Genomic DNA, 21,418 nt, shown 5'->3' on the forward strand with positions numbered 1-21,418 from the left:
GTTCACTTCCTCAGCTTGATGCGGTAGGCGATGAGCGTGTCGCAGGCCAGCAGGGCAAACAGCAGCAGGCCCTGAAACACGCCAGTGATGGACTTGGGCAGGCCCAGACGGGACTGCGCAAGCTCACCGCCGATGTAGAACATGCTCATGAGGATGGCCGAGAACACGATGCCCAGCGGATGCAGTCGCCCCACGAACGCCACGATGATGGCGGCAAAACCATAGCCCGCCGGCACATACGGCGTGAGCTGGCCGATGGGGCCGGCCACTTCCAGCGCGCCCGCCAGCCCGGCTGCCGAACCCGACACCAGCAGCGCGATCCACAGCGCGCGCCTTGACGAGAAGCCCGCGTAGCGCGCCGCCGCCGGGGCCAGCCCGCCCACCTGCTGTGCAAAGCCAGAGTAGGTGCGGAACAGGTACACCCACACCGCCGCCACACCCGCCAGCGCCAGCACCAGGCCGATGCTCACACGCGAACCGTCGAACAGGCGCGGCACCATGGCCACCTTCTCAAACGTCTTGGTCTGCGGGAAGTTGAAGCCCATGGGGTCTTTCCATGGCCCATAGACAAGATAGTTGAGCACCTGCACCGCCACGTAGACGAGCATCAGGCTGACGAGGATTTCGTTGGCGTTGAAGCGGTCTCGCAGCAAGGCGGTGATGCCCGCCCACGCCATGCCGCCCAGCACGCCTGCCAGCAGCACGGCGGGCACGATCCAGGGACCCGTGGTCTTGTCGGCCAGCAGGGCCACGCCACCAGCGCAGATGGCACCGATGACGAACTGCCCCTCGGCGCCGATGTTCCACACGTTGGAGCGGAAGCACACCGCCAGCCCCAGCGCGATGAGCAGCAGCGGCGTGGCCTTGACCATCAGTTCGCCCACCGCATACCAGGACTTGAGCGGCTCCACGAAGAACACCTGCAGACCGCGCACCGGGTCCTTGCCGAGCGCGGCGAACAGGATGACGCCGATGACGACGGTGATGACCAGCGCCAGAAGCGGCGAGGCGTAGCTCCAGACCTTCGACGGCTGGGGCCGGACTTCAAGCTTGAGCATGGGCCACCTCCTCGCGCGCACCCGCGGGCGCATTGGCCGGGGCGTCCCACAGGCCCGACATCCATTCCCCGATGCGCTCGACCGTGGCGTCGGCGCGCATCACGCTGGGCGACAGGCGCCCCTTGGCAATCACGTGCATGCGGTCACATATCTCAAACAATTCGTCCAGCTCCTCGCTCACCACCAGCACGGCGCAACCCGCGTCGCGCAGGGCCAGTATCTCGCCGCGTATCTGCGCCGAGGCGCCCACGTCCACCCCCCAGGTGGGCTGGCTGACGATGAGCAGTTTGGGTTTGGCCTCGATCTCGCGGCCCACGATGAATTTCTGCAGGTTGCCCCCCGACAGCGATTTGGCCGCCGCGTCCGGACCGTTGGCCTTGACCTTGTAGCGGGCAATGATGTCGGCGGCCTGTTCGCGCAGCGCGCCCAGCTTGAGCCACCCAAGTGTGCCGATGGCGTCTCGACGCGACAGCAGCAGGTTCTGCGCCAGGCTGAGCGTGGGCACCGCCCCCCTGCCCAGGCGTTCTTCCGGCACAAAGTGCAGGCCCAGCTTGCGGCGGCGCCCCGGCGCCATGCGCGACACGTCTTGTGTGCCCATGCGGATGCTGCCCGCAGGCGAACGCGGGTTCTCGCCGGACAGCGCGTACAGCAGCTCCCCCTGCCCATTGCCCGACACCCCTGCAATGCCCACCACCTCGCCAGCGCGCACCTGCAGCATCACATCGCGCAAATGGGTGCCGAAGGGATCGTCGCTTGCCAGGGTCAGGCCCTTCACGTCCAGCACCACGTCGCCAGGCGCGTACGGGCGCGCTTCCAGCTTGGGCGGCTCGGCCCCGATCATCAGGCGGCTCAGGGAAGCGTTGCTTTCCTGGCGCGGGTCGCACACGCCAGTGACCTTGCCGCCGCGCATCACCGTGCAGGCGTCGCACAGCTCGCGGATCTCGTGCAGCTTGTGGCTGATGTAGAGGATGCTGCAACCCTCGCTGGCCAGCTTGCGCAGCACCACGAACAGTTTTTCCACCGCCTGCGGCGTGAGCACGGACGTGGGCTCGTCAAGAATCAGCAGCTGCGGGTTGGTGAGCAGCGCGCGGATGATCTCGACGCGCTGCATCTCGCCCACGCTCAGGCTGTGCACCGGGCGCGCGGGGTCGATGTCCAGCCCGTACTCGCGCGCCTTGACGCTGATGCTCTCGCTCACCTCCTGCAGCGAAAGCGATTTGTCCAGGCCCAGCCACACGTTCTCGGCCACGGTGAGGGTGTCGAACAGGCTGAAGTGCTGGAACACCATGCTGATGCCCAGCGCGCGCGCCTCCTGAGGGTTGCGGATGTGCACCGGCTTGCCGTTGAAGAGCACCGCGCCATCGTCAGGTTTGACGGCACCGTAGATGATCTTCATGAGCGTGGACTTGCCCGCACCGTTTTCGCCCAGCACGGCGTGCACGCTGCCCGGTGCCACGGTGAGTGAAACGTTGTCGTTGGCCACCACGCCCGGGTAGCGCTTGGTGATCTGTGTCAGCTGTAGACGTGCGTGATGGCTCATGCGGCTGGGGCGTTGGTGCGTTGGGCTCGGGAGGGACGGCCGGACTTGGCCTGCCGGGCGGGAATGGGCGCTTCGTCGGGCTGCGACTCGTCCTGCCGCAGCGCGGATGCCACCGTCTTGATGCTGTCACGCAGCCACTGGGCCGCAGGCGACGCGTGGGTGCGCTCATGCCACAGCTGATAGTACATGAGGCGCGGGAAGGGAACGGGACAGGGAAGGATTTCCACGGGCAACTGGTCGATGAAACGCTCACAGAACTTGCGGCCGGTGGTCAGCACAAGCAAGCTCGATGCCACCATGGAAGGAATCAGGCTGAAATACGGACAGCGCGTGGTGATGTTGCGGGTCAGCCCCAGGGTGCCCAGGTGCAGGTCGATGACTCCCCGCCCGCCCGGGTGCATGGGCATGGGTGCGATGTGGTCCGCCTGCAGCCAGGCGTCCACGTCCCAGCCGCGCCGCACCGCCGGGTGCTCGCGTGACACCAGACAGACGATTTCGTCACCGAACAGGCGGCCCAGGTGGAGGTCGCCCGGTGGTTGCGGCCAGTTACCGATGACAACGTCCACCTCGCCCTGGGCCAGGCGGCGGTGGTAGTCGGAATCACCCGAAAGGGTGTGGATTTCGATGGGACACAGCGGCGCCTGCGTCTTAAGGTGGGTGACCAGCTGTGGCAGGAAGAAGGGGTCAAGGTAGTCGCTGGCCGCCAGCGTGAAGGTGTGGCGCGCAGTGGCCGGGTCGAAGCGGCGCGCGTCGGAGAACATCACCTCGGCGGCCCGCAGGATGTTGGCCGCAGGCTCGATCATTCGCAGCGCAACCGCCGTGGGCACCATGCCCGTGCCCGAACGCACCAGCAACGGGTCGCCCGACAGCTCACGCAGCCGCCGCAGCGCGGCGCTGACGGCCGGCTGGTACATGCCCAGGCGAAGGGCTGTGCGGGAAACGTTGCGTTCAGTGAGCACGGTATGCAAGACCCGGATGAGATGGAGGTCTATCTTGTCGAAAAGCGTTTGATCCTTCATACCTTGCTTCACATTGGCGGCATACAGTGGCATATATGTTGCTGCCGAGCAGGAAACGCTACCCTAGCGCGCATGACACCGAACGGAATTCCCATGGCTGCCGATAGACCACTGCGATTCGTCCGGCGAGCAGAGATTGTCTCGCTCGCCAATGTATCACCCAACCGCACGCTGCTGGACCTGCTGCGCGAGGACCTGGGCCTCACCGCCACCAAGGAGGGCTGCGGCGAAGGCGATTGCGGCGCCTGCACCGTGGTACTGGCCGAACCCGACGGCAAAGGCGTGCGCTACCGGGCCATCAACAGCTGCATCCGCCTGGCGCATTCGGTGGACGGCATGGCGCTGTGGACGGCCGAAGACCTGGCCACCGACCCGCTGATCGACCGCCAGGGCGCCGACTTGCACCCGGCCCAGCAGGCCATGCTGGACGCGCACGGCTCGCAGTGCGGCTTCTGCACGCCGGGCTTCGTGATGAGCCTGTTTGGCATGTACCAGAACCACTGCGCGCAGGGCGATGCCATCGACCGTGCCACGGCGCAGGCCGAACTGTCGGGCAACCTGTGCCGCTGCACCGGCTACCGCCCCATACTGGACGCCGCGCAGGCCATGGAAAAGTTGCCCGCCGCACGCGTGGACGAGCGCAAGCTGCGCGACCTGCTGCGCCAGATTGCCCCGGAAGCCGACGATGGCGACAAGAGTTACCAGGCCCCCACCACACTGGAAGCGTTGTTGCAGGCCCGCGCCCGCCACCCAGACGCTCAGGTGGTGGCCGGCTGTACCGACGTGGGCCTGTGGGTGACCAAGGGCCACCAGCAGTACCCCCAGGTGCTGGACGTAACCCGCGCTGCCGAGCTGCGCCGCATTGAGCGCTACTCGCACCACATTGCCATAGGCGCGGCAGCCACCCTGACCGACGCCTTTGCCGCGTTGGTGAAAGACCGCCCGCAACTGGCCGCCTTTGGCGAGCGCTTTGCCGGGCTGCCGGTGCGCAACTCCGGCACGCTGGGCGGCAACGTGGCCAACGGTTCGCCCATTGGCGACAGCATGCCCCTGCTCATTGCCCTGGGGGCAAGCGTGGTGCTGATGCGCTGGGCCGGTCGCGGCCAGCGCGGCCGCATCGAGCACCGCGAACTGGCACTGGAAGATTTCTACACCGGCTACCGCCAGAACGTCTTGCGCCCCGACGAGCTGCTGGCCTGGATCAAGGTGCCGCGCCCGGGCAAACCCCTCCCAGCTGGACAACCCAGCGGCAGTGGCGAATGGACGCGCGTGTACAAGGTGTCCAAGCGGTTTGACGACGACATTTCCGCAGTGTGCCTGGCCATTTCGCTGCAGATCGAGCGGGGCTTGGTGGCCAAGGCTTCCATCGGCGCGGGCGGCGTGGCGGCCACACCAGCACGCGCCACGGCTGCCGAAGCCGCTCTGACCGGCCAGCCCTGGAACGCAGACACCGTGCGCCGCGCCTTGGCGGTGCTGCGCGAAACCTTCCAGCCCATTTCAGACATGCGCGCCAGCGCCCACTACCGCCGCGAGGTGCTGGGCAACCTGCTGTGGCGCTGCTGGCTGGAAAGCAGCACGCCACCGGGCAGCCAGGTCATCAGCCTGGAGCGCCTGCAACCCGCCCTGCTGGGCGCATCATCCACACAGGAGGGCACACGATGACCACCCTCTCCCCCCAAGGCGGCGCCGTGGCGGCCGCACTGCTCCCCATCTCAGCCCAGGCCACTGGCGCCTGCGGGCAATCGCGCCCCCACGAAAGCGCACGCGCGCAGATCGTGGGCGCCGCCACCTATGTAGACGACATCCCCGAGATCAAAGGCACGCTGCATGCTGCGCCCATCCTCTCGCCGGTGGCGCATGGCCGCCTGCGCGGTGTGGACGCCAGCGCCGCCCTGGCCCTGCCCGGCGTGCGCAACGTGGTGCTGGCCGCCGACATTCCCGGCGACAAGATACTGGCCGCCTTTGGGCACGACGAACCCGTGTTCGCCCTGGACACGGTGCAGCACGTGGGCCAGGTGATTGGCCTGGTGCTGGCCGACGACGTGATGAGCGCGCGCCGCGCCGCCCGCCGGGTGAAGCTGGACATTGAAGAACTGCCCCCCGTGCTGACCCCGCGCGAGGCCCACGCCCGCCAGAGCTACGTACTGCCGCCCGTGCACGTGACGCGCGGCGACGCCGCCACCGCCCTGAAGAACGCCCCGCACACCTTGAGCGGTTCGTTCGAGGTGGGCGGGCAGGAGCACTTCTACCTGGAAGGGCAGATTGCCTACGCGGTGCCGCACGAGCAGCAGCAGTGGGTGATTTACAGCAGCACCCAGCACCCTGGCGAAATCCAGCACTGGGTGGCCCACGCCCTGGGCCTGCACAACCACCGCGTAAGGGTGGAGTGCCGGCGCATGGGTGGCGGCTTTGGCGGCAAGGAAACACAGGCCGGGCACCTGGCCGTGTGGGCCGCCGTGGCAGCGCTCAAAGCGGGCTGCCCCGTGAAGCTGCGGCTGGACCGCGACGACGACTTCCTTATCACCGGAAAGCGCCACCCCTTTGCCTACGACTACACCGCGGGCTTTGACAATGAAGGCCGCCTGCTGGGGCTGGACCTGACCTTGCTGGCCAACTGCGGCTTCTCGGCCGACCTGTCGGGCCCCGTGGCCGACCGCGCCGTGTTCCACAGTGACAACGCCTACTTCCTGGACAACGTGGCCATCCACAGTTTCCGCTGCAAGACCAACGTGCAGAGCTTCACGGCGTTCCGGGGTTTTGGCGGGCCGCAAGGCGTCATCGCCATCGAAACCATCCTGGGGGACATTGCCCGCCACCTGGGGCTGGACCCGCTGGCCGTGCGCCTGCGCAACCTCTATGGCATCAACGAACGCAACGTCACCCACTACCAGATGGCTGTGGAAGACAACATCCTGGAGCCGCTGATCACCCGTCTGGCCGAAACCAGCCGCTACCAGGAACGCCGCCACGAGATCGCCGCATGGAACGTGGACAGCCCCATCGTCAAGCGCGGGCTGGCGCTCACGCCGGTGAAGTTCGGCATCAGCTTCACGGCCACGCTGTTCAACCAGGCGGGCGCCTTGGTGCATGTGTACACCGACGGTAGCGTGATGGTGAACCACGGCGGCACCGAGATGGGCCAGGGCCTGCACACCAAGGTGGCTCAGGTGGTGGCCGACGAGCTGGGCGTGCCGTTTGAGCGCGTGCTGGTGACCGCCAGCGACACCGCCCGGGTGCCCAACGCCAGCGCCACCGCCGCCTCCAGCGGCACCGACCTGAACGGCCGCGCCGCGCAGTTTGCGGCGCGCAACGTGCGGCACAACCTGGCCGCCTTCGTCTGTGGTCTGGACGGCTGCGGCGCGGGCGAGGTGGAGTTCCGCCACGGTCAGGTCATCAGCCCCAAGGCCACGCGCGGCTTCACCGAAGTGGTGGGCATGGCCTACGCCAACCGCATCCAGCTGTGGAGCGACGGCTTCTACCGCACGCCCAAGATCCACTACGACAAGACCACGCTCACCGGGCGGCCCTTCTATTACTTTGCCTATGGCGCGGCATGCACCGAGGTGGCCATCGACACCCTCACCGGCGAAAGCCGCGTGCTGGCGGTGGACATCCTGCACGACGTGGGGCACAGCATCAACCCGGCCATCGACATTGGGCAGATTGAAGGCGGCTTTGTGCAGGGCATGGGCTGGCTCACGACCGAGGAACTGGTTTGGAATGCCAAGGGAAAACTGGCCACCCACGCGCCCAGCACTTACAAGATCCCCGCCACGGGCGACGTACCCGAACGGCTGAAGGTGGACCTGTGGCCCGAACCCAACCGTGAGGACAACGTGTTCGGCAGCAAGGCCGTGGGCGAACCGCCTTTCATGCTGGCCATCAGTGTGTGGGAGGCCATACGCGATGCGGTGGCGCAGGCACGCGGGGATGGCGAGCCTGTACGCATGGACGCGCCTGCGACGGCGGAGCGGGTGTTGGGGGCGTTAACGGTGGGTGGATGAGGCGCCGTATCATCGGCCCCCATTTCAACGCCTTAGCCGCACCCAAAACCACACAATGAAAATCACGATCAGGGAGGCTACCCATGCCGACATTGCACAAGTTGCAGTGCTTTTCGACCAGTACCGCCAGTTCTACGAGCAGGAAGCCAACCCGGCGTTGGCCCTGAACTTCATCACCGAGCGGTTTGAAAAATCGGAGTCGGCTATTCTGGTGGCTGATGCGCCGGGTGATGGCATCGCCGGGTTCTGCCAGCTCTACCCCACCTTCTGTTCGGTGGAAGCGGCGCCCATCTATGCCCTGTACGACCTGTTCGTGCTACCCGCCGCCAGAAAGCATGGCGTGGGGAAACTGCTTCTGCAGGCCGCCGAAGCCAAGGCGCTGGCCACAGGCAAGGCCCGCCTCGACCTGACGACCGCCAAGACCAACCTGCCCGCACAACGGCTATATGAGTCCTTGGGCTGGGTGAGGGACGAGGTGTTTTTTGCCTACAACCGCTGGCCTGAGGTGCGGTAAGTTCAAAACAAATCCATCTGCCCCGCTGCCCCCGGTGGCCTGAAGGCAGACGCGTCCAGCGCCCGCGCCTCGCGCTGGTAGCCCAGCTTGGCGCAGGCCTTGGTGAAGCGCTGGCGCAGCAGGTCGGCCCAAAGGCCCTGCCCTCCCATGCGCTGGGCAAAGTCGCTGTCGTAGTCCTTGCCGCCGCGCAGATCGTGGATGCGCGCCATCACCCGCTCCGCGCGCTGTGGGTAGTGCAAATCCAGCCACTCGCGGAACAGCGGGCCCAGTTCCCACGGCAGGCGCAACACGGTGTAGAAGGCGCGGTTGGCGCCAGCCTCGCGAGCGGCGGCCAGCACCTGCTCCATGTCTTCGTTGATGAAGGGTATCTGCGGCGCCACGCTAACCCCCACAGGCACGCCCGCCTCGGCCAGGGTACGGATGGTGCGCAGCCGCCGCCAGGGCGCGGGCGCTCGGGGTTCCAGCCGCCGGGCCAGTTCGGCGTCCAGCGTGGTGATGGTGACGTACACCGCCGCCTGCCCAGCCTGCCCCATGGGGGTGATGAGGTCCAGGTCGCGCTCCACGCCGCTGCCCTTGGTGACAAGCGCCCACGGGTGGCGCGCGGCGTGCAGCACCTCCAGCGCCGCACGGGTGAGGCGCAGTTCGCGCTCCACTGGCTGGTAGGCGTCGGTCACCGTGCCTATGGCAAGCGTGGCGGGGGTGTACCCAGGGCGCGAAAGCTCGTGCCGTAAACGTTCAGCCAACCCACGCCGGGCAATGATGACCGTTTCAAAGTCCAGCCCCGGCGACAGGCCCAGGTAGCTGTGCGACGGGCGCGCGTAGCAGTAGCTGCAGCCGTGCTCGCAACCCCGGTAGGGGTTGATGGAGCGGTCAAAGCCGATGTCTGGCGAGTCGTTGTAGGTAATGGCGCTGCGCGCGTCTTCCCAGCGCACCTGTGTTGCCGGGGAAGGCGCGGCGTCAGCGTCAGCTTCTGGCGCACCCCAGCCATCGTCAAAAGCTTCTCGCTCGTCTGCGGAAAAGCGGTGGGCCAGGCGGCTGGCACTGCCCCGGCCCTTGATGGCCTGCACGGGGATGAGGGATGAAGACATGGCAGCTGGAATGCGTTACAGGCAAATACTGTATATAAAAACAGTATCTGCCGCAACCCCACGCTGCTTTGGCATGAGGGCCGTCTGCGGCCAGTGCCAGGTTCAGGGGCGTGCCTGCCCTGGCACCACCCTTGTGAACGGCGGCAACCCCTGCAGCAGGCGCTGGCCGTAGCTGGTCTGCGTCAGCCGCCGGTCGTAGCAGGTCACGTGTGCCTCGTCTTCCTCGGTGCGGATGGCGCGGCCTACCCACTGTGCAAGGCGAATGGCCGTGGCAGGCACCACCAGTTCCATGAAGGGGTCCCGCCCCAGGGCACGCAGCCATTCAGCGCGGGCCTCGCCCACGGGGTCGTCGGGCGGCATGAAGGGCAGCTTGGTGATGAACAGGTCTTCACAGAGCTGGCCGGGCAGGTCCAGCCCTTCGCCGAAGGATTGCATGCCGAAGATGATGGAGGGTTGCCCGGCGGCCACGCGTTCGCGGTGGCGCGACAGCAATTGCCCGCGCGGCAAGGCGGTTTGCACCAGCACGCGGTCGCGCAGGTCGTCGGTCAACGCATCTTCGGCGGCGCGCAACTGCGCGCGCGACGTAAACAACACCAGCGCACCGTGTTTCACCTCGCGCAGGTCGCGCAGCAGGGCTTCGATCATCTCGCTGGTGAAGGCAGCGGCATCCTTGGGGTCGGCCCGCGTGCCTGCCAGCACCAGCCGCCCTTGGGCGGCAAAGTCGAAGGGGCTGGGCACTTCCATGGCCACGGCGGCTGGGTCGCCATGCAGACCCACCTCTTTCAGGAAAAAGTCGAAATGCCCGCAACTGGTGAGCGTGGCAGAGGTGAGCACCGCGCCGCGCGCTGCCGCCCACAGGTGGTGGCGCAACGTGGCGCCGGGCAAGGTGGGGCTCGCGTGCGCCTGCAGCACCACGAATTCGCCCACCGTGTCCAGCGTGAACCACTTGGCCACGGGGGCTCCGCCATCTGCCGGGTCCTGCAGGAGCAGTTGGGTGGTGGCGTACACGGCCTCCAGCCGGGGCGCAAGGGTACCCAGCTGGGCGTAGAGCTGCGACAGGCGCCGGGCCTCGTCGGGCTGGTCGCGTATTTCGGTGCGCAAGGCCTTGCTGATGGCGCGCAGCGCGTCCAGAAACACCTGCGACTGGTGGGCCAGCTGGGCCAGCGGTTCTATGAGGTCGGTGGGCAGTTGACCGCGCGGCGCTCGCACACGGCCTGACACGCCGCCACCGGAGCCCTGCGCCCAGCCGCCGCGCTGGCGCGCGGGGGCATCTTCCCCACGCAAGGCACTGCCGTAGTGGTGCATGAGCAACCGGGCCACATCCTGCAGGTGCTGGCGCACCAGCGCCGAGCACTTGGGTACCTCGGCCACCTCCTCCACCGCCAGCAGGCCGCCCGTGCGCAAGGCCTGTGTGGTCAGGCGGTCTATCCATTTCAGGCGGCTCAGGTCCATGCTGCTGGCAAACTGCTCCAGCGCGGTGGCGGGCAGGTGGTGCGCCTCGTCCAGCACCAGCAGGCAGTTGTCCAGCTCGGGCAACAGGCGCGAGCCCAGGGACGACAGCAGCAGGTCGTGGTTGACAACGATGACCTGTGCCCCCACCAGCGCCTTGCGCTGCTCGTAGTAACTGCACTGGTTGTACGCCGGGCAGTGGCGCGCTGTACAAGAGCTGGACTCGGCAGCCACCGCAGCCCACCAGGCGGCCTCGGGTGGTTGGGCCAGGGTGTCGCGGTCGCCGTCCCAGCGGCCTTTTTCCAGATCGTGCGCCAGGCCTGCATACCAGGTGGTGCGTTCGGCCAGTTCCTGTTCTGCGCTCAGACTGCGTGCGGCGCCACCTCCGCTCCAGCGGCGCGCGGCGGCTGCCTCCTCGGCAAACAGGTCGTCATCTACAGCCCATTCGTCATCGTCGGCACCGCTGGCCCAGCGGTCCAGCTTGAGCTTGCAGACGTAGCGCCCGCGCCCCTTGGCCAGGGCAAAGCGAAAGGGCTGCGGCAGGCTCTTGGCTAGCGCGGGCAGGTCTTTGTGGACGAGCTGCTCCTGCAACGCCACGGTGGCGGTGGAGATCATCACACGCGTGTTGCGCGCCAGCGCCAACACGATGGCAGGCACACTGTAGGCCAGCGACTTGCCCACGCCCGTGCCAGCCTGGATGACGGCGATGGAACGCGCAGGTTCCAGCGCCTCGATGGGGCCGTCCTCGTCCTCGGGGGGCTTGCCCAGGTCGGCCTCGGCGAAGGTGCAGGCCACCTGCTCGGCCATCAGGCGCTGGCCCGCACGCGGGCGCAACCCGCTGCCCGCCTGCACCACCTGGTCGAATACCGTCAATGCCTCCCGGGCCCACGCTGCTTTGTCCATGGCGCGGGAGTTTGACACATCGGGCCACGCTCGCGGCCCGGCCAGCTCAAATCGCCACCAGCTGCCGTATGCCCTTGGCCGCCATCTCCGCCCCCGGCCCGCTGGCCACCACTTCGCCCCGCTCCATCACCAAGTAGCTGTCGGCCAGCTCCTCGGCAAAGTCGTAGTACTGCTCCACCAGCACAATGGCCATGGGCTCACCGTTCAGGCCCTCGCGGGCCAGCTTCTTCAGCACCCGGCCAATGTCCTTGATGATGTTGGGCTGGATGCCTTCGGTGGGTTCGTCCAGCACGAGCAGCTTCGGGCACGGTGCCAGCGCGCGGGCAATGGCCAGTTGCTGCTGCTGCCCGCCCGACAGGTCGCCGCCCCGGCGGCCCAGCATCTGCTTGAGCACCGGGAACAACTCGAACAACTGCGGCGGAATGGGTGTGCCCGCCTTCTTGGTGGCCAGGCCCATCTGCAGGTTTTCGTGCACAGTCAGGCGGGCAAAGATCTCACGCCCCTGGGGCACGTAGCCTATGCCCGCGCGGGCGCGCTCGTAGGGGGTGGTCTTTTCTATGGGCTCGCCGTCGAAGACGATCTTGCCCGAGCGGATGGGCACCAGCCCCATGAGGGACTTGAGCAGCGTGGTCTTGCCCACGCCGTTGCGCCCCAGCACCACGGTGATTTCGCCTGCCCGGGCTTCAAGGCTCACGCCGCGCAGGATGTGCGAGCCGCTGTAGTACTGGTGAATGTGGTCGATCTGCAGCATGCTCATCTTCCCAGGTAAACCTCGATCACGCGCTCGTCGGCCTGCACCTGGTCGAGCGTGCCTTCGGCCAGCACCGCGCCGTCGCACAGCACGGTCACCTTTTCGCTGATGGCGCGGATGAAGCTCATGTCGTGCTCCACCACCATCAAACTGTGCTTGCCCTTGAGGCTGAGGAACAGTTCCGCCGTGCGGGCGGTTTCCTCGTCCGTCATGCCCGCCACCGGCTCGTCGAGCAACAGCAGCTTGGGGTCCTGCATCAGCAGCATGCCGATTTCCAGCCACTGCTTCTGGCCGTGGCTCAGGTCGCCGGAACGGCGCGTCACCGCGTCCTTCAGGTGGATGGTCTCCAGCACCTCGGCCAGGCGGTCCTTCTGTTCACCGTTGAGCGCAAAGCCCAGGCTGTGCCAGACGCGCTTGTCAGTCGCCAGGGCCAGTTCCAGGTTCTCGAACACGCTGAGTTCCTCGAACACGGTGGGCTTCTGGAACTTGCGGCCTATGCCCAGCGCAGCGATCTCGGGCTCGCTGTAGCGCAGCAGGTCGATGGTGGAACCAAAGTAAACCGTGCCCTCGTCGGGCCGGGTCTTGCCGGTGATGATGTCCATCATCGTCGTCTTGCCCGCGCCGTTGGGACCGATGATGCAGCGCAGCTCGCCCGGGGCGATGTCGAGGCTGAGCTTGTTGATGGCCTTGAAGCCGTCGAAGCTGACGCTCACGTCCTCCAGATAGAGGATGCGGCCATGGGTGGTATCCACCTCGCCGCGCACCAGCGGGCGCAGGAAAGCGGCGTTGCGGCCACCGGATTCGGTCTTGCCGTGCGCGGCACGTTCCTGCGCGTGGGCGTAGCGCTCGGCACCGGCTTCCATCAGGTCGGGCGTCATGCCTGCCCTCCTTTCTTGGCCTGCAGCTTGTGCATGCCCTTCTTCACCAGGCCCACCACGCCGTGCGGCATAAACAGCGTCACCACAATGAACAGAGCCCCCAGGAAATACAGCCAGAACTCGGGGAAACTCACCGTGAGCACGCTCTTGGCACCGTTGACGATGAACGCCCCCACGATGGGCCCGATGAGCGAGGCACGCCCGCCCACCGCCGCCCACACGGCAATCTCGATGCTGGCGGCGGTGCTCATCTCACCGGGGTTGATGATGCCCACCTGCGGCACGTACAGCGCGCCGGCCACGCCGCACATGACGGCAGAGAGCGTCCAGATGGCGAGCTTGTAAGGCAGCGGGTTGTAGCCACAGAACATGACGCGGCTTTCGGCGTCGCGCACGGCCTGCAGCACGCGGCCGAACTTGCTGCCCACCAGCCAGCGCGCGAACAGGTAGAAGCCCAGCAGCGTCAGCCCCGTCAGCACAAAGAGCGTCATGCGCATTTCAGGCGTGGCCAGGGGCATGCCCAGGATGCGCTTGAAATCGGTGAAGCCGTTGTTGCCGCCAAAGCCCGTTTCGTTGCGGAAGAACAGCAGCATGGCCGCGAACGTGAGCGCCTGGGTGATGATGGAAAAGTACACCCCCTTGATGCGCGAGCGGAAGGCGAAGTAGCCGAAGACGAAGGCCACCAGCCCGGGCACCAGCACCACCAGCAGCAGCGTGGCCACGAAGCTGTCGCTCAGGGCCCAGTGCCAGGGCAGTTCCTTCCAGTCCAGGAAGACCATGAAGTCCGGCAGGTCGCTCTGGTAGTTGCCGTCGCGACCGATCTGGCGCATCAGGTACATGCCCATGGCGTAGCCGCCCAGCGCAAAGAACAGGCCGTGGCCCAGGCTCAGAATGCCGGTGTAGCCCCAGATCAGGTCCATGGCCAGCGCGCAGATGGCGTAGCACATGATCTTGCCCAGCAGGCCGACCATGTAGTCGCTCAGGTGGAACGAGCTGCCAGCGGGCACCCACAGGTTGAGCAGCGGCGCCACCGCGCACACCACCAGCAGCGCCACCAGAATGCCACCCCAGCCGCTGCGTGTGAGCAAGGGGCCTTTGTTGAACTGTTCGTGCGGCAGCAGCGCCGCCGCAGGCAAAGAGGAAATGTTTGTTGTGTTCATGTGGTTCGTCCCCTTGGCTTCAGGCCTGGCGGCCCTTGAGGGCGAAGATGCCCTGCGGACGCTTCTGGATGAAGATGATGATGAACACCAGCACGGCGATCTTGGCCAGCACCGCGCCAGCCCACCCTTCCAGGAACTTGTTGAGAATGCCCAGCCCCAGCGCGGCATACACCGTGCCCGCGAGCTGACCCACACCGCCCAGCACCACCACCATGAAGGAGTCCACGATGTAGCTCTGGCCCAGGTCCGGCCCCACGTTGCCCACCTGGCTCAGGGCCGCGCCTGCCAGCCCGGCAATGCCCGAGCCCAGCGCGAAGGCGTAGGTGTCCACCCGTGCCGTGTTCACGCCCATGCAAGAGGCAATGGGGCGGTTCTGCGTGACGCCACGCACGAACAGGCCCAGGCGCGTCTTGCCGATGAGCAGCGTGACCGCCACCAGCACCGCCAGCGCAAAGCCGATGATGACGATGCGGTTCCACGGCAGCGTGAGGTTGCCCATCAGCACCACGCCGCCGCTCATCCAGCCGGGGTTTTCCACGCCAACGTTCTGCGCGCCGAAAAGGCTGCGCACGCCCTGCATCAGCACCAGACTCAGGCCCCAGGTGGCCAGCAGCGTTTCCAGCGGGCGGCCATAGAGGAAGCGGATGACCGAACGCTCCATGGCCGCGCCCACAAGGGCAGACGCCATGAAAGCCACGGGCAGCGCGGCCAGCAAGTACCAGTCAAATGCATTGGGCAGGTACTGCCGGAACAGCCCCTGCACCACGTAGGTGGCGTAGGCGCCGATCATGATCAACTCGCCGTGCGCCATGTTGATCACGCCCATCAAACCATAGGTAATGGCCAGCCCAAGCGCGGCCAGCAGCAGGATGGAGCCCAGGCTCACACCGGTGAACACCTGGCCCAGCGCGTCGCTGACCATGAGCGAACGCTCCACCTTGGCCAGCGCCTGCTTGAGCGCGGCTTTCACGGTAGCGTCCTCCTCCGCTTCCAGCCGCTGCTGCAGGAGTGCCTTGACGATGGTCTGGGTGGCGCCAGACAGGGCCTGAGCGGCCTCGGCGCGCCGGGCGGGGTCTTCGCTGCTCAAGAGAATGGCCGCGCGTGCCTGCTCAAGTATCTCGCGGGCACGGCCGTCCAGGTGTTGCACATGGTCCGGCTCCAGCGCGTTGTCGATCAGGGGCAACTGGGCGGCATCGGGCTCCTCGAAGGCGCTTGCGCGCAGGCGTTGCGCCGCCTCGCGCTGGCGTGCCGTGTCGTCGCTCAGCAGGTCAAGCCCGGCCAGCGCCGTCTGCAGGGCGCCGCGCATGCGGTTGTTGACCATCACGTCCTCGGCAGCATCGGTCAGCGCTACGGCCTCGCCGCTGACGGCGTCGCGCGCGCTGTCACCCGTGACGATCAGCACCTTGCCGTCCTGCAGGCGCACCGCCTCGTCAGCCATGGCGCGTATGAGTGCAGCCGCCCGCTCGCCGGGCTCGGTGGCCAGACGGTTGAGCGCCTCGATGCGGTCGCTGCTGTCGCCATCGGCCAGGGCCAGCGCGTCTTCGGGCGTCAGGGCCCAGGCCTGCCCCGCCAGGGTCAGCGCCAGGGCGCATGCCGCCAGACCGCGCAACCAAATGTTCTTGTACAGACTCATGCGTGGGGGCAGTTTCATCCTCGTCTTTCCGGGAAGCAGACGGGGGCCTGCTTGCCCCCGTCCGGTGGAAGGGGCGCAATCACCCCTTCCGTTGTCAAGCCAGAATCACTTCTTCTCGGGCTCGTCCTTCTTCTTGTCGTTGCCTTCGATGAAGGGGCTCCAGGGCTGCGCCTTGACCGGGCCCTTGGTCTTCCACACCACGTTGAACTGGCCGTCGGCCTTCACCTCACCGATGAACACCGGCTTGTGCAGGTGGTGGTTCTTCTCGTCCATCTTGGCCACGAAGCCACCCGGCGCTTTGAAGGTCTGGCCAGCCATGGCGGCAATCACCTTGTCCACGTCGGTGCTCTTGGCCTTCTCCACGGCCTGCTTCCACATGTAGATGCCGATGTAGGTGGCCTCCATCGGGTCGTTGGTCAGCGGCTTGTCCTTGTGACCGGCAATGCCCTTGGCCTTGGCGTAGGCGGCCCACTTCTTGGTGAACTCGTCGTTGGTGGGGTTCTTCACGCTCATGAAGTAGTTCCACGCGGCCAGGTGGCCCACCAGCGGCTTGGTATCCACACCACGCAGTTCCTCTTCACCCACGCTGAAAGCCACCACCGGCACGTCGGTCGCCTTCAGGCCCTGGTTGCCCAGTTCTTTATAGAAGGGCACGTTGGAGTCGCCGTTGATGGTGGAGACCACCGCGGTCTTCTTGCCCTCGGAGCTGAACTTCTTGATCTTGGCGATGATGCTCTGGTAGTCGGAGTGGCCGAAGGGGGTGTACTCCTCCATGATGTCCTCGTCCTTCACACCCTTGCTCTTGAGGAAGGCGCGCAGGATCTTGTTGGTGGTGCGGGGGTACACGTAGTCGGTGCCCAGCAGCACGAAGCGCTTGGCGGAGCCGCCATCCTTGCTCATCAGGTATTCCACAGCGGGAATGGCCTGCTGGTTGGGCGCAGCGCCGGTGTAGAACACGTTCTTGCTCAGTTCCTCGCCCTCGTACTGCACGGGGTAGAACAGCAGGCCGTTCAGCTCTTCATACACCGGCAGCACCGACTTGCGGCTCACGGACGTCCAGCAGCCGAAGGTCACGGCCACCTTGTCCTGCGTCAGCAGCTGGCGGGCCTTTTCGGCGAACAGCGGCCAGTTGGAGGCGGGGTCCACCACCACGGGTTCCAGCTTCTTGCCCAGCACACCGCCCTTGGCGTTGATTTCCTCGATGGCCATGAGCACCGTGTCTTTCAGCACAGTCTCGGAAATGGCCATGGTGCCCGACAGGCTGTGCAGCACACCGACCTTGATGGTGTCGGCAGCCTGGGCGGGCAAGGTGGCCAGGCCAAGCGATGCGGCGGCTGCCGCAGCGGACAGGACTTTGAGCGTAGAACGACGTTGCATGGTGAGACTCCGTTTCCAGGGTTCGGACGAGGGTTGGGACATTTGCCCGGCGCTCCGGCACCGAAGGCCTTTGCACCGTGGACAGGTCCATGCTAGGGATTACCCTGGAGGGCGTCTGTACGCCGGGTGGCGTATGCCACACGCTAACCCGCAAAATCGGCAGTTATTACCCATGTGCAATGCCGATCACTGGACTTTGAACGCATAATCCGACAAAAAGCACAACCATTCAGCGTATTCAGGGAGTTGAAGCCATCCACCGAGCCAGACAACACCCATGACGATCGGGTCGAAACCGTTGCCGACCATACGTACCCGCCTGAATGCGGGCCTGGACTCGGCGTTGCAGGCGTTTTCGGCCTACTGGATTCCGTTGTTGGTGGGCATCTTCTCGCTCGTGGCCCTGTTCGCCTGGAACAGCCAGTACCCAGCCAGCCAGGGTCGCACGCTGGCGTTTCACGTCATCACCGAAACGGCAACGGCAGACGCGGGCACCGTCGACCGGCTTCGCGCAACCCCAACCCTTGAACAGTGGGACACCCGGCTGTCGGAGGAGCCCTTGTGGGTTCTGATCCCGCTGCCCGCCGCAGACAACCTTGCCGCGCGCGCATTGGAATTCCCGTCGCGCCACGCCACCGAAACCCGCTGCTGGGACGGCGCCACGCTCACGCCACTCGGGGTTGCCACGCGCGAGGGTGAAGGTGGCATGCGCGCCTCCCGGGCAGGCTTTGCCCTGGACCTGCCAGCGGGCACGGGCAGCGTGTTGTGCGAAGCCCGCTTCCTGGGCCCCGCCCGCTTCACGGCCAAGGTCTGGCAGCTGGACGAGCTGTCCACGCGCGAACAGGAGTTCCACCGCAACGCTGGCCTGCTTGACGGCGGCATGCTGGTGCTGGCGCTGTTCACGCTGATCGCCGGGTTCATCAACCGCGACCGCAACTACCTGGTGTTCGCTGCCTGGCTGGTCATCAACCTGCGCATGGCCGCCCTGTCTGCGGGCTGGGACCAGCAATGGCTGGGGCAAAGCATTCCCTTCGACTGGCTGGTGTACCTGCGCCCGCTGACGCTGGCGCTCTACTTCCTGGTAACGGTCGTGCTGTTCCGCACACTGTTCGACGCAGACCTGGTGAAAACAGGGCGCGACGGGCTGGTGCGTGCCGTGCAGTGGGCGTGCTTCCCGTTGCTGCTGCTGTCGGTCACCCTGCCCTACGCGCGCTTCCTGCCGCTGATCTGGGTCAGCACGGGCATTGGCATCGCCATCCTCGTCTACGCGCTCGCCCGCATATTGCTGGAAACGCGCTCCAGGGTGGCTATGTGGTACGCCGCGTCCATCGGCGTGGCACTGTTCGCCAGCCTTTACGAAGTCATCTCGGCGGCACTGGGCATCAAGGGGCTGATTGGCGCCGTCAACAGCGTGACCGCTGCCCTGGCGTCCAGCCTGCTGGCGTCACTGGCCATTGCTGAGCAGATGCGCCAGGAACACCAGCAGCGGCTGGACATCCAGGCAGAACTGCGCCATGCCTACGATGTCATTCCCATCGGCCTGTTCACGCTCGACCTGCGCGGCCGCTTCGTGAGTGCCAACCCTGCCTTGCGGGAAATGCTGGAAGCCGACGTGATGCAACCCGGCCAGGACCAGTGGCAACACTACTTCAGCGATACCGACTGGGCACGGCTGTCCAGCCGCACCCTCGTGGGTGAACCGGTGGAAATGGAGATCGGCCTTGCGCACCCTGGCCACGCCACCAAGCGTTTCCTGGTGAAGGCGGCGCTGGCCAGCGACAAGATCGAGGGCTCGCTCCAGGACATCACCGAAAAGGCGCTGGCCACGGAGCACCTCCAGTTCCTGGCGAACCACGACACGCTCACCAAGGTGCTCAACCGGCGCGGCATCGAGACCATGCTGCAATCGGGGCTGAACCGCCTGGGGCGCGGCAAGCCCCTGGCGGTGGCCTACCTGGACCTGGACCGCTTCAAGCTGATCAACGACCTGTACGGCCACACCGCGGGTGACGCCGTGCTTCAGCAGGTCTGTGAACGCGCCCAAGGCCCCCTGCTGCCCAACATGCACATCGGGCGCGTCGGCGGCGACGAATTCCTCATCGTGATGAGCGACACCCAGTTGGCCCAGGCCGAGACTGTGTGCCGGGAGATCGTCTCCCGTCTCTCCTCCAGTGCCTACCAGGTGGGTGACCGGGCCTTCCAGGTGCGGGGGTCGATCGGACTCATTGAAGTGGGCATTGGCACCTCGGCCAAGGATGTGGTCTCCACCGCCGACCGGGCCTGCCGTGAAGCCAAGAAGGGCAAGGCCGGCCTGGTGGTGTACGAACAGGGCTCGCACGTCTTCACCGACCACGAAGCCGAACTGCAGCTGGTAGAACGGCTGGCCACCAACCAGACCATCGAAGGCCTCTTCCTGGAAATGCAGCCCATCATGTCGCTGCGCCAGCCGCACGCATCGCTCAACTTCGAGGTGCTGCTGCGCATGCAGGACGCCAACGGCGACCGTGTGCCTACCGACCGCCTCATCCATGCCGGTGAGAACGCCGGTCGCATGGGCGTGATTGACCGGTGGGTGCTCACCACCGCGCTGGACTGGCTCAAGCGCCATGGGGAGCAGTTGCCGCTCAACCAGTTCGTCTGCCTGAACCTGAGCGGCGCGTCGCTGAACGACGAACTGTTCATGGAAGATGTGTTCCGCATGCTGGAGGGCTGCGGCCCGATAGCGCACCGCCTCTGCCTGGAGATCACCGAGAGCGTGGCCTTGCACGACATGGGCAACACCCGGCGCTTCATCGACAAGGTGCGCAGCTACGGCGCCAAGGTGGCGCTGGACGATTTTGGCGCGGGCTACACGTCGTTCTCGTACCTCAAGGATCTGCCTGCAGACCTGCTCAAGATCGACGGCAGCTTCATCGTCAACATGAACCGCCACCCGGCCAACGTGGCCATCGTGGAGGCCATCGTCAGCCTGGCCCAGAACCTGGGCATGAAGACCATTGCCGAGTGGGCCGAAGACTTCGAGACGGTGGAAACGCTGGCCGAGATCGGCGTGGACTACGTGCAGGGCTTCGTGGTGGCCAGGCCGCAGTCACCCGAAACGATCCTGAGCGTGCACTCCGGGGCCGACTTCATCAAGGACAAGGCCCTGCTCGACTACCTCAGCACCCTTGCCGACGATGACGAGCTGGGTCATGTCGACCTTGTCCTGGGGCAACCCGAGGCACCAGCTCTGCCCACCGTGGCCGCCAACGGCAAGCAACCTTGACGGTGCCCGCCCGGCAGCCTGTCAGCGTAGCAGGAGGTCCGGGTGGTGGGTGTGGAACATGTAGTCGCTCAGCGGGTGCTCCATGCTCTTCCACAGGTCCTCCACGTTGAACACGTCCAGGTACATGATGCGGTGCGGCAGGTTGAACACGTGCTGCAGCGGCACGTAGCCCATGCCGGGGTACACATCCTGGAAGAGCAGACGTTCGTACTGGCGGTCGATCGGCGAGCGCGCCGTGATCACCATGTAACGGATGTCGTTGAGCAGGCAGTAGTGGTAGTAGGCCTTGAACAGCACCGTCTTGACGACGCGGCCCACCTTGTCCTGCGTGATGCCCAGCCGTGTGGCTTCGGCCAGACCCTTGCCACGCATCCAGGTGGGCAGGTCGATGGTGCCCTCCATGCCCAGCGGGCGGTACTGGTTGGTCTGGATCCGCATGGTGCCCAAGGGCGAACCGTCCAGCTTGGATTCGGCCAGCAGCAAGGCCACGCCGGGCGCCGTGTCGAGCGGCTCGGGGCGCTGCAACGCTGCGGACAGCGCAGGCTCCAGATGCCTGGCATAGGCGGCATGCCGGATGTTGACCGCCTTCTGGACCTCTTCTTCGGAACGTGCCAGCCTTACAGTGAATGGCAACGATTCGCTGACCCCATGCTGCCGGACTGCTGCATGACCGGACGGCGCCCGTTCGTGCAACACATGCGCATGGCTCCCCAAAACCTCAGAAACAGCACTCGCGTACATGGTGAATCCCTCCAGTGGGCCGTCCGAGGTGTCACGGA

The 21,418-nt window shown here is 66.1% G+C and carries 15 protein-coding genes; 4 read left to right on the plus strand and 11 right to left on the minus strand.

Translation table 11 applies throughout. The annotated features are described in order from the left end of the window. Nucleotides 1-2 precede the first annotated feature (2 nt). The 3 genes from ACYVHH_RS17205 to ACYVHH_RS17215 are packed head-to-tail and all read right to left on the minus strand — an operon-like array spanning nt 3 to nt 3,617. Nucleotides 3-1,058: an ABC transporter permease gene (locus ACYVHH_RS17205; RefSeq protein WP_460566480.1), complete on the minus strand. Its 1,056-nt coding sequence runs from the start codon at nt 1,056-1,058 to the stop codon at nt 3-5. Further along, on the minus strand, nt 1,045-2,598 hold the full coding sequence (locus tag ACYVHH_RS17210; RefSeq protein WP_460566482.1) for an ABC transporter ATP-binding protein: 1,554 nt from the start codon (nt 2,596-2,598) through the stop codon (nt 1,045-1,047). Before ACYVHH_RS17210 ends, ACYVHH_RS17205 begins: the two co-directional genes overlap by 14 nt. Continuing rightward, nucleotides 2,595-3,617 carry a LysR family transcriptional regulator gene (locus ACYVHH_RS17215; protein WP_460566484.1) on the minus strand — a complete coding sequence of 341 codons (1,023 nt, stop codon included), beginning with the start codon at nt 3,615-3,617 and terminating at the stop codon, nt 2,595-2,597. The genes ACYVHH_RS17210 and ACYVHH_RS17215 overlap by 4 nt, the downstream gene beginning before the upstream one ends. 93 nt (nt 3,618-3,710) lie before the next feature. On the opposite strand from ACYVHH_RS17215, the gene xdhA reads away from it, so the two are divergent. The 3 genes from xdhA to ACYVHH_RS17230 are packed head-to-tail and all read left to right on the plus strand — an operon-like array spanning nt 3,711 to nt 8,135. Next, nucleotides 3,711-5,279 (plus strand): xanthine dehydrogenase small subunit, encoded by a 1,569-nt coding sequence (xdhA, locus tag ACYVHH_RS17220; protein ID WP_460566486.1) that lies wholly within the window; start codon nt 3,711-3,713, stop codon nt 5,277-5,279. Continuing rightward, a complete protein-coding gene (gene xdhB, locus ACYVHH_RS17225) occupies nt 5,276-7,621 on the plus strand; it encodes a xanthine dehydrogenase molybdopterin binding subunit (protein ID WP_460566488.1) in 2,346 nt (781 codons plus the stop codon). The genes xdhA and xdhB overlap by 4 nt, the downstream gene beginning before the upstream one ends. A 55-nt stretch (nt 7,622-7,676) precedes the next feature. After that, nucleotides 7,677-8,135, plus strand: coding sequence for a GNAT family N-acetyltransferase (locus ACYVHH_RS17230; RefSeq protein ID WP_460566490.1), 459 nt, complete (start codon nt 7,677-7,679; stop codon nt 8,133-8,135). A 2-nt stretch (nt 8,136-8,137) separates the two neighbouring features. Here ACYVHH_RS17230 and ACYVHH_RS17235 read toward each other — a convergent pair whose 3' ends face one another. The 7 genes from ACYVHH_RS17235 to urtA all read right to left on the minus strand — a co-directional run bounded on the left by ACYVHH_RS17235 (nt 8,138) and on the right by urtA (nt 17,374). Continuing rightward, nucleotides 8,138-9,223 (minus strand): PA0069 family radical SAM protein, encoded by a 1,086-nt coding sequence (locus ACYVHH_RS17235; RefSeq protein WP_460566492.1) that lies wholly within the window; start codon nt 9,221-9,223, stop codon nt 8,138-8,140. Between the two features lie 102 nt (nt 9,224-9,325). Next, nucleotides 9,326-11,575, minus strand: a complete 2,250-nt coding sequence (gene dinG / locus ACYVHH_RS17240) for an ATP-dependent DNA helicase DinG (RefSeq protein ID WP_460566494.1) — start codon at nt 11,573-11,575, stop codon at nt 9,326-9,328. A 46-nt stretch (nt 11,576-11,621) separates the two neighbouring features. Then, nucleotides 11,622-12,326: an urea ABC transporter ATP-binding subunit UrtE gene (gene urtE / locus ACYVHH_RS17245; protein ID WP_460566552.1), complete on the minus strand. Its 705-nt coding sequence runs from the start codon at nt 12,324-12,326 to the stop codon at nt 11,622-11,624. Nucleotides 12,327-12,328: 2 nt separating this feature from the next. Next, nucleotides 12,329-13,204: an urea ABC transporter ATP-binding protein UrtD gene (gene urtD, locus ACYVHH_RS17250; RefSeq protein WP_460566496.1), complete on the minus strand. Its 876-nt coding sequence runs from the start codon at nt 13,202-13,204 to the stop codon at nt 12,329-12,331. Beyond that, nucleotides 13,201-14,364 carry an urea ABC transporter permease subunit UrtC gene (gene urtC / locus ACYVHH_RS17255; RefSeq protein ID WP_460566498.1) on the minus strand — a complete coding sequence of 388 codons (1,164 nt, stop codon included), beginning with the start codon at nt 14,362-14,364 and terminating at the stop codon, nt 13,201-13,203. Before urtC ends, urtD begins: the two co-directional genes overlap by 4 nt. A gap of 19 nt (nt 14,365-14,383) precedes the next feature. After that, nucleotides 14,384-16,015 (minus strand): urea ABC transporter permease subunit UrtB, encoded by a 1,632-nt coding sequence (urtB, locus tag ACYVHH_RS17260; protein WP_460566500.1) that lies wholly within the window; start codon nt 16,013-16,015, stop codon nt 14,384-14,386. An 87-nt stretch (nt 16,016-16,102) separates the two neighbouring features. Beyond that, nucleotides 16,103-17,374, minus strand: coding sequence for an urea ABC transporter substrate-binding protein (urtA, locus tag ACYVHH_RS17265; protein WP_460566502.1), 1,272 nt, complete (start codon nt 17,372-17,374; stop codon nt 16,103-16,105). A 277-nt stretch (nt 17,375-17,651) separates the two neighbouring features. Here urtA and ACYVHH_RS17270 point away from each other — a divergent pair, with 277 nt between their 5' ends. Beyond that, complete coding sequence (locus ACYVHH_RS17270; protein ID WP_460566504.1) at nt 17,652-20,639, plus strand: putative bifunctional diguanylate cyclase/phosphodiesterase; 2,988 nt, start codon at nt 17,652-17,654, stop codon at nt 20,637-20,639. Nucleotides 20,640-20,660: 21 nt separating this feature from the next. Here the strand turns inward: ACYVHH_RS17270 and ACYVHH_RS17275 are convergent, their stop codons facing one another. After that, a complete protein-coding gene (locus ACYVHH_RS17275) occupies nt 20,661-21,272 on the minus strand; it encodes an N-acyl amino acid synthase FeeM domain-containing protein (RefSeq protein WP_460566505.1) in 612 nt (203 codons plus the stop codon). Between the last annotated feature and the right edge of the window lie 146 nt (nt 21,273-21,418).

The organism is Hydrogenophaga aquatica (assembly GCF_054780915.1).

What these genes read in the sequence shown, in the direction of transcription:
- ACYVHH_RS17205 (WP_460566480.1), bottom strand. Translation starts at nt 1,058, where the DNA reads ATGCTCAAGCTTGAAGTCCGGCCCCAGCCGTCGAAGGTCTGGAGCTAC.
- ACYVHH_RS17210 (WP_460566482.1), bottom strand. Translation starts at nt 2,598, where the DNA reads ATGAGCCATCACGCACGTCTACAGCTGACACAGATCACCAAGCGCTAC.
- ACYVHH_RS17215 (WP_460566484.1), bottom strand. Translation starts at nt 3,617, where the DNA reads ATGAAGGATCAAACGCTTTTCGACAAGATAGACCTCCATCTCATCCGG.
- xdhA (WP_460566486.1), top strand. Translation starts at nt 3,711, where the DNA reads ATGGCTGCCGATAGACCACTGCGATTCGTCCGGCGAGCAGAGATTGTC.
- xdhB (WP_460566488.1), top strand. Translation starts at nt 5,276, where the DNA reads ATGACCACCCTCTCCCCCCAAGGCGGCGCCGTGGCGGCCGCACTGCTC.
- ACYVHH_RS17230 (WP_460566490.1), top strand. Translation starts at nt 7,677, where the DNA reads ATGAAAATCACGATCAGGGAGGCTACCCATGCCGACATTGCACAAGTT.
- ACYVHH_RS17235 (WP_460566492.1), bottom strand. Translation starts at nt 9,223, where the DNA reads ATGTCTTCATCCCTCATCCCCGTGCAGGCCATCAAGGGCCGGGGCAGT.
- dinG (WP_460566494.1), bottom strand. Translation starts at nt 11,575, where the DNA reads ATGGACAAAGCAGCGTGGGCCCGGGAGGCATTGACGGTATTCGACCAG.
- urtE (WP_460566552.1), bottom strand. Translation starts at nt 12,326, where the DNA reads ATGCTGCAGATCGACCACATTCACCAGTACTACAGCGGCTCGCACATC.
- urtD (WP_460566496.1), bottom strand. Translation starts at nt 13,204, where the DNA reads ATGACGCCCGACCTGATGGAAGCCGGTGCCGAGCGCTACGCCCACGCG.
- urtC (WP_460566498.1), bottom strand. Translation starts at nt 14,364, where the DNA reads ATGAACACAACAAACATTTCCTCTTTGCCTGCGGCGGCGCTGCTGCCG.
- urtB (WP_460566500.1), bottom strand. Translation starts at nt 16,015, where the DNA reads ATGAAACTGCCCCCACGCATGAGTCTGTACAAGAACATTTGGTTGCGC.
- urtA (WP_460566502.1), bottom strand. Translation starts at nt 17,374, where the DNA reads ATGCAACGTCGTTCTACGCTCAAAGTCCTGTCCGCTGCGGCAGCCGCC.
- ACYVHH_RS17270 (WP_460566504.1), top strand. Translation starts at nt 17,652, where the DNA reads ATGACGATCGGGTCGAAACCGTTGCCGACCATACGTACCCGCCTGAAT.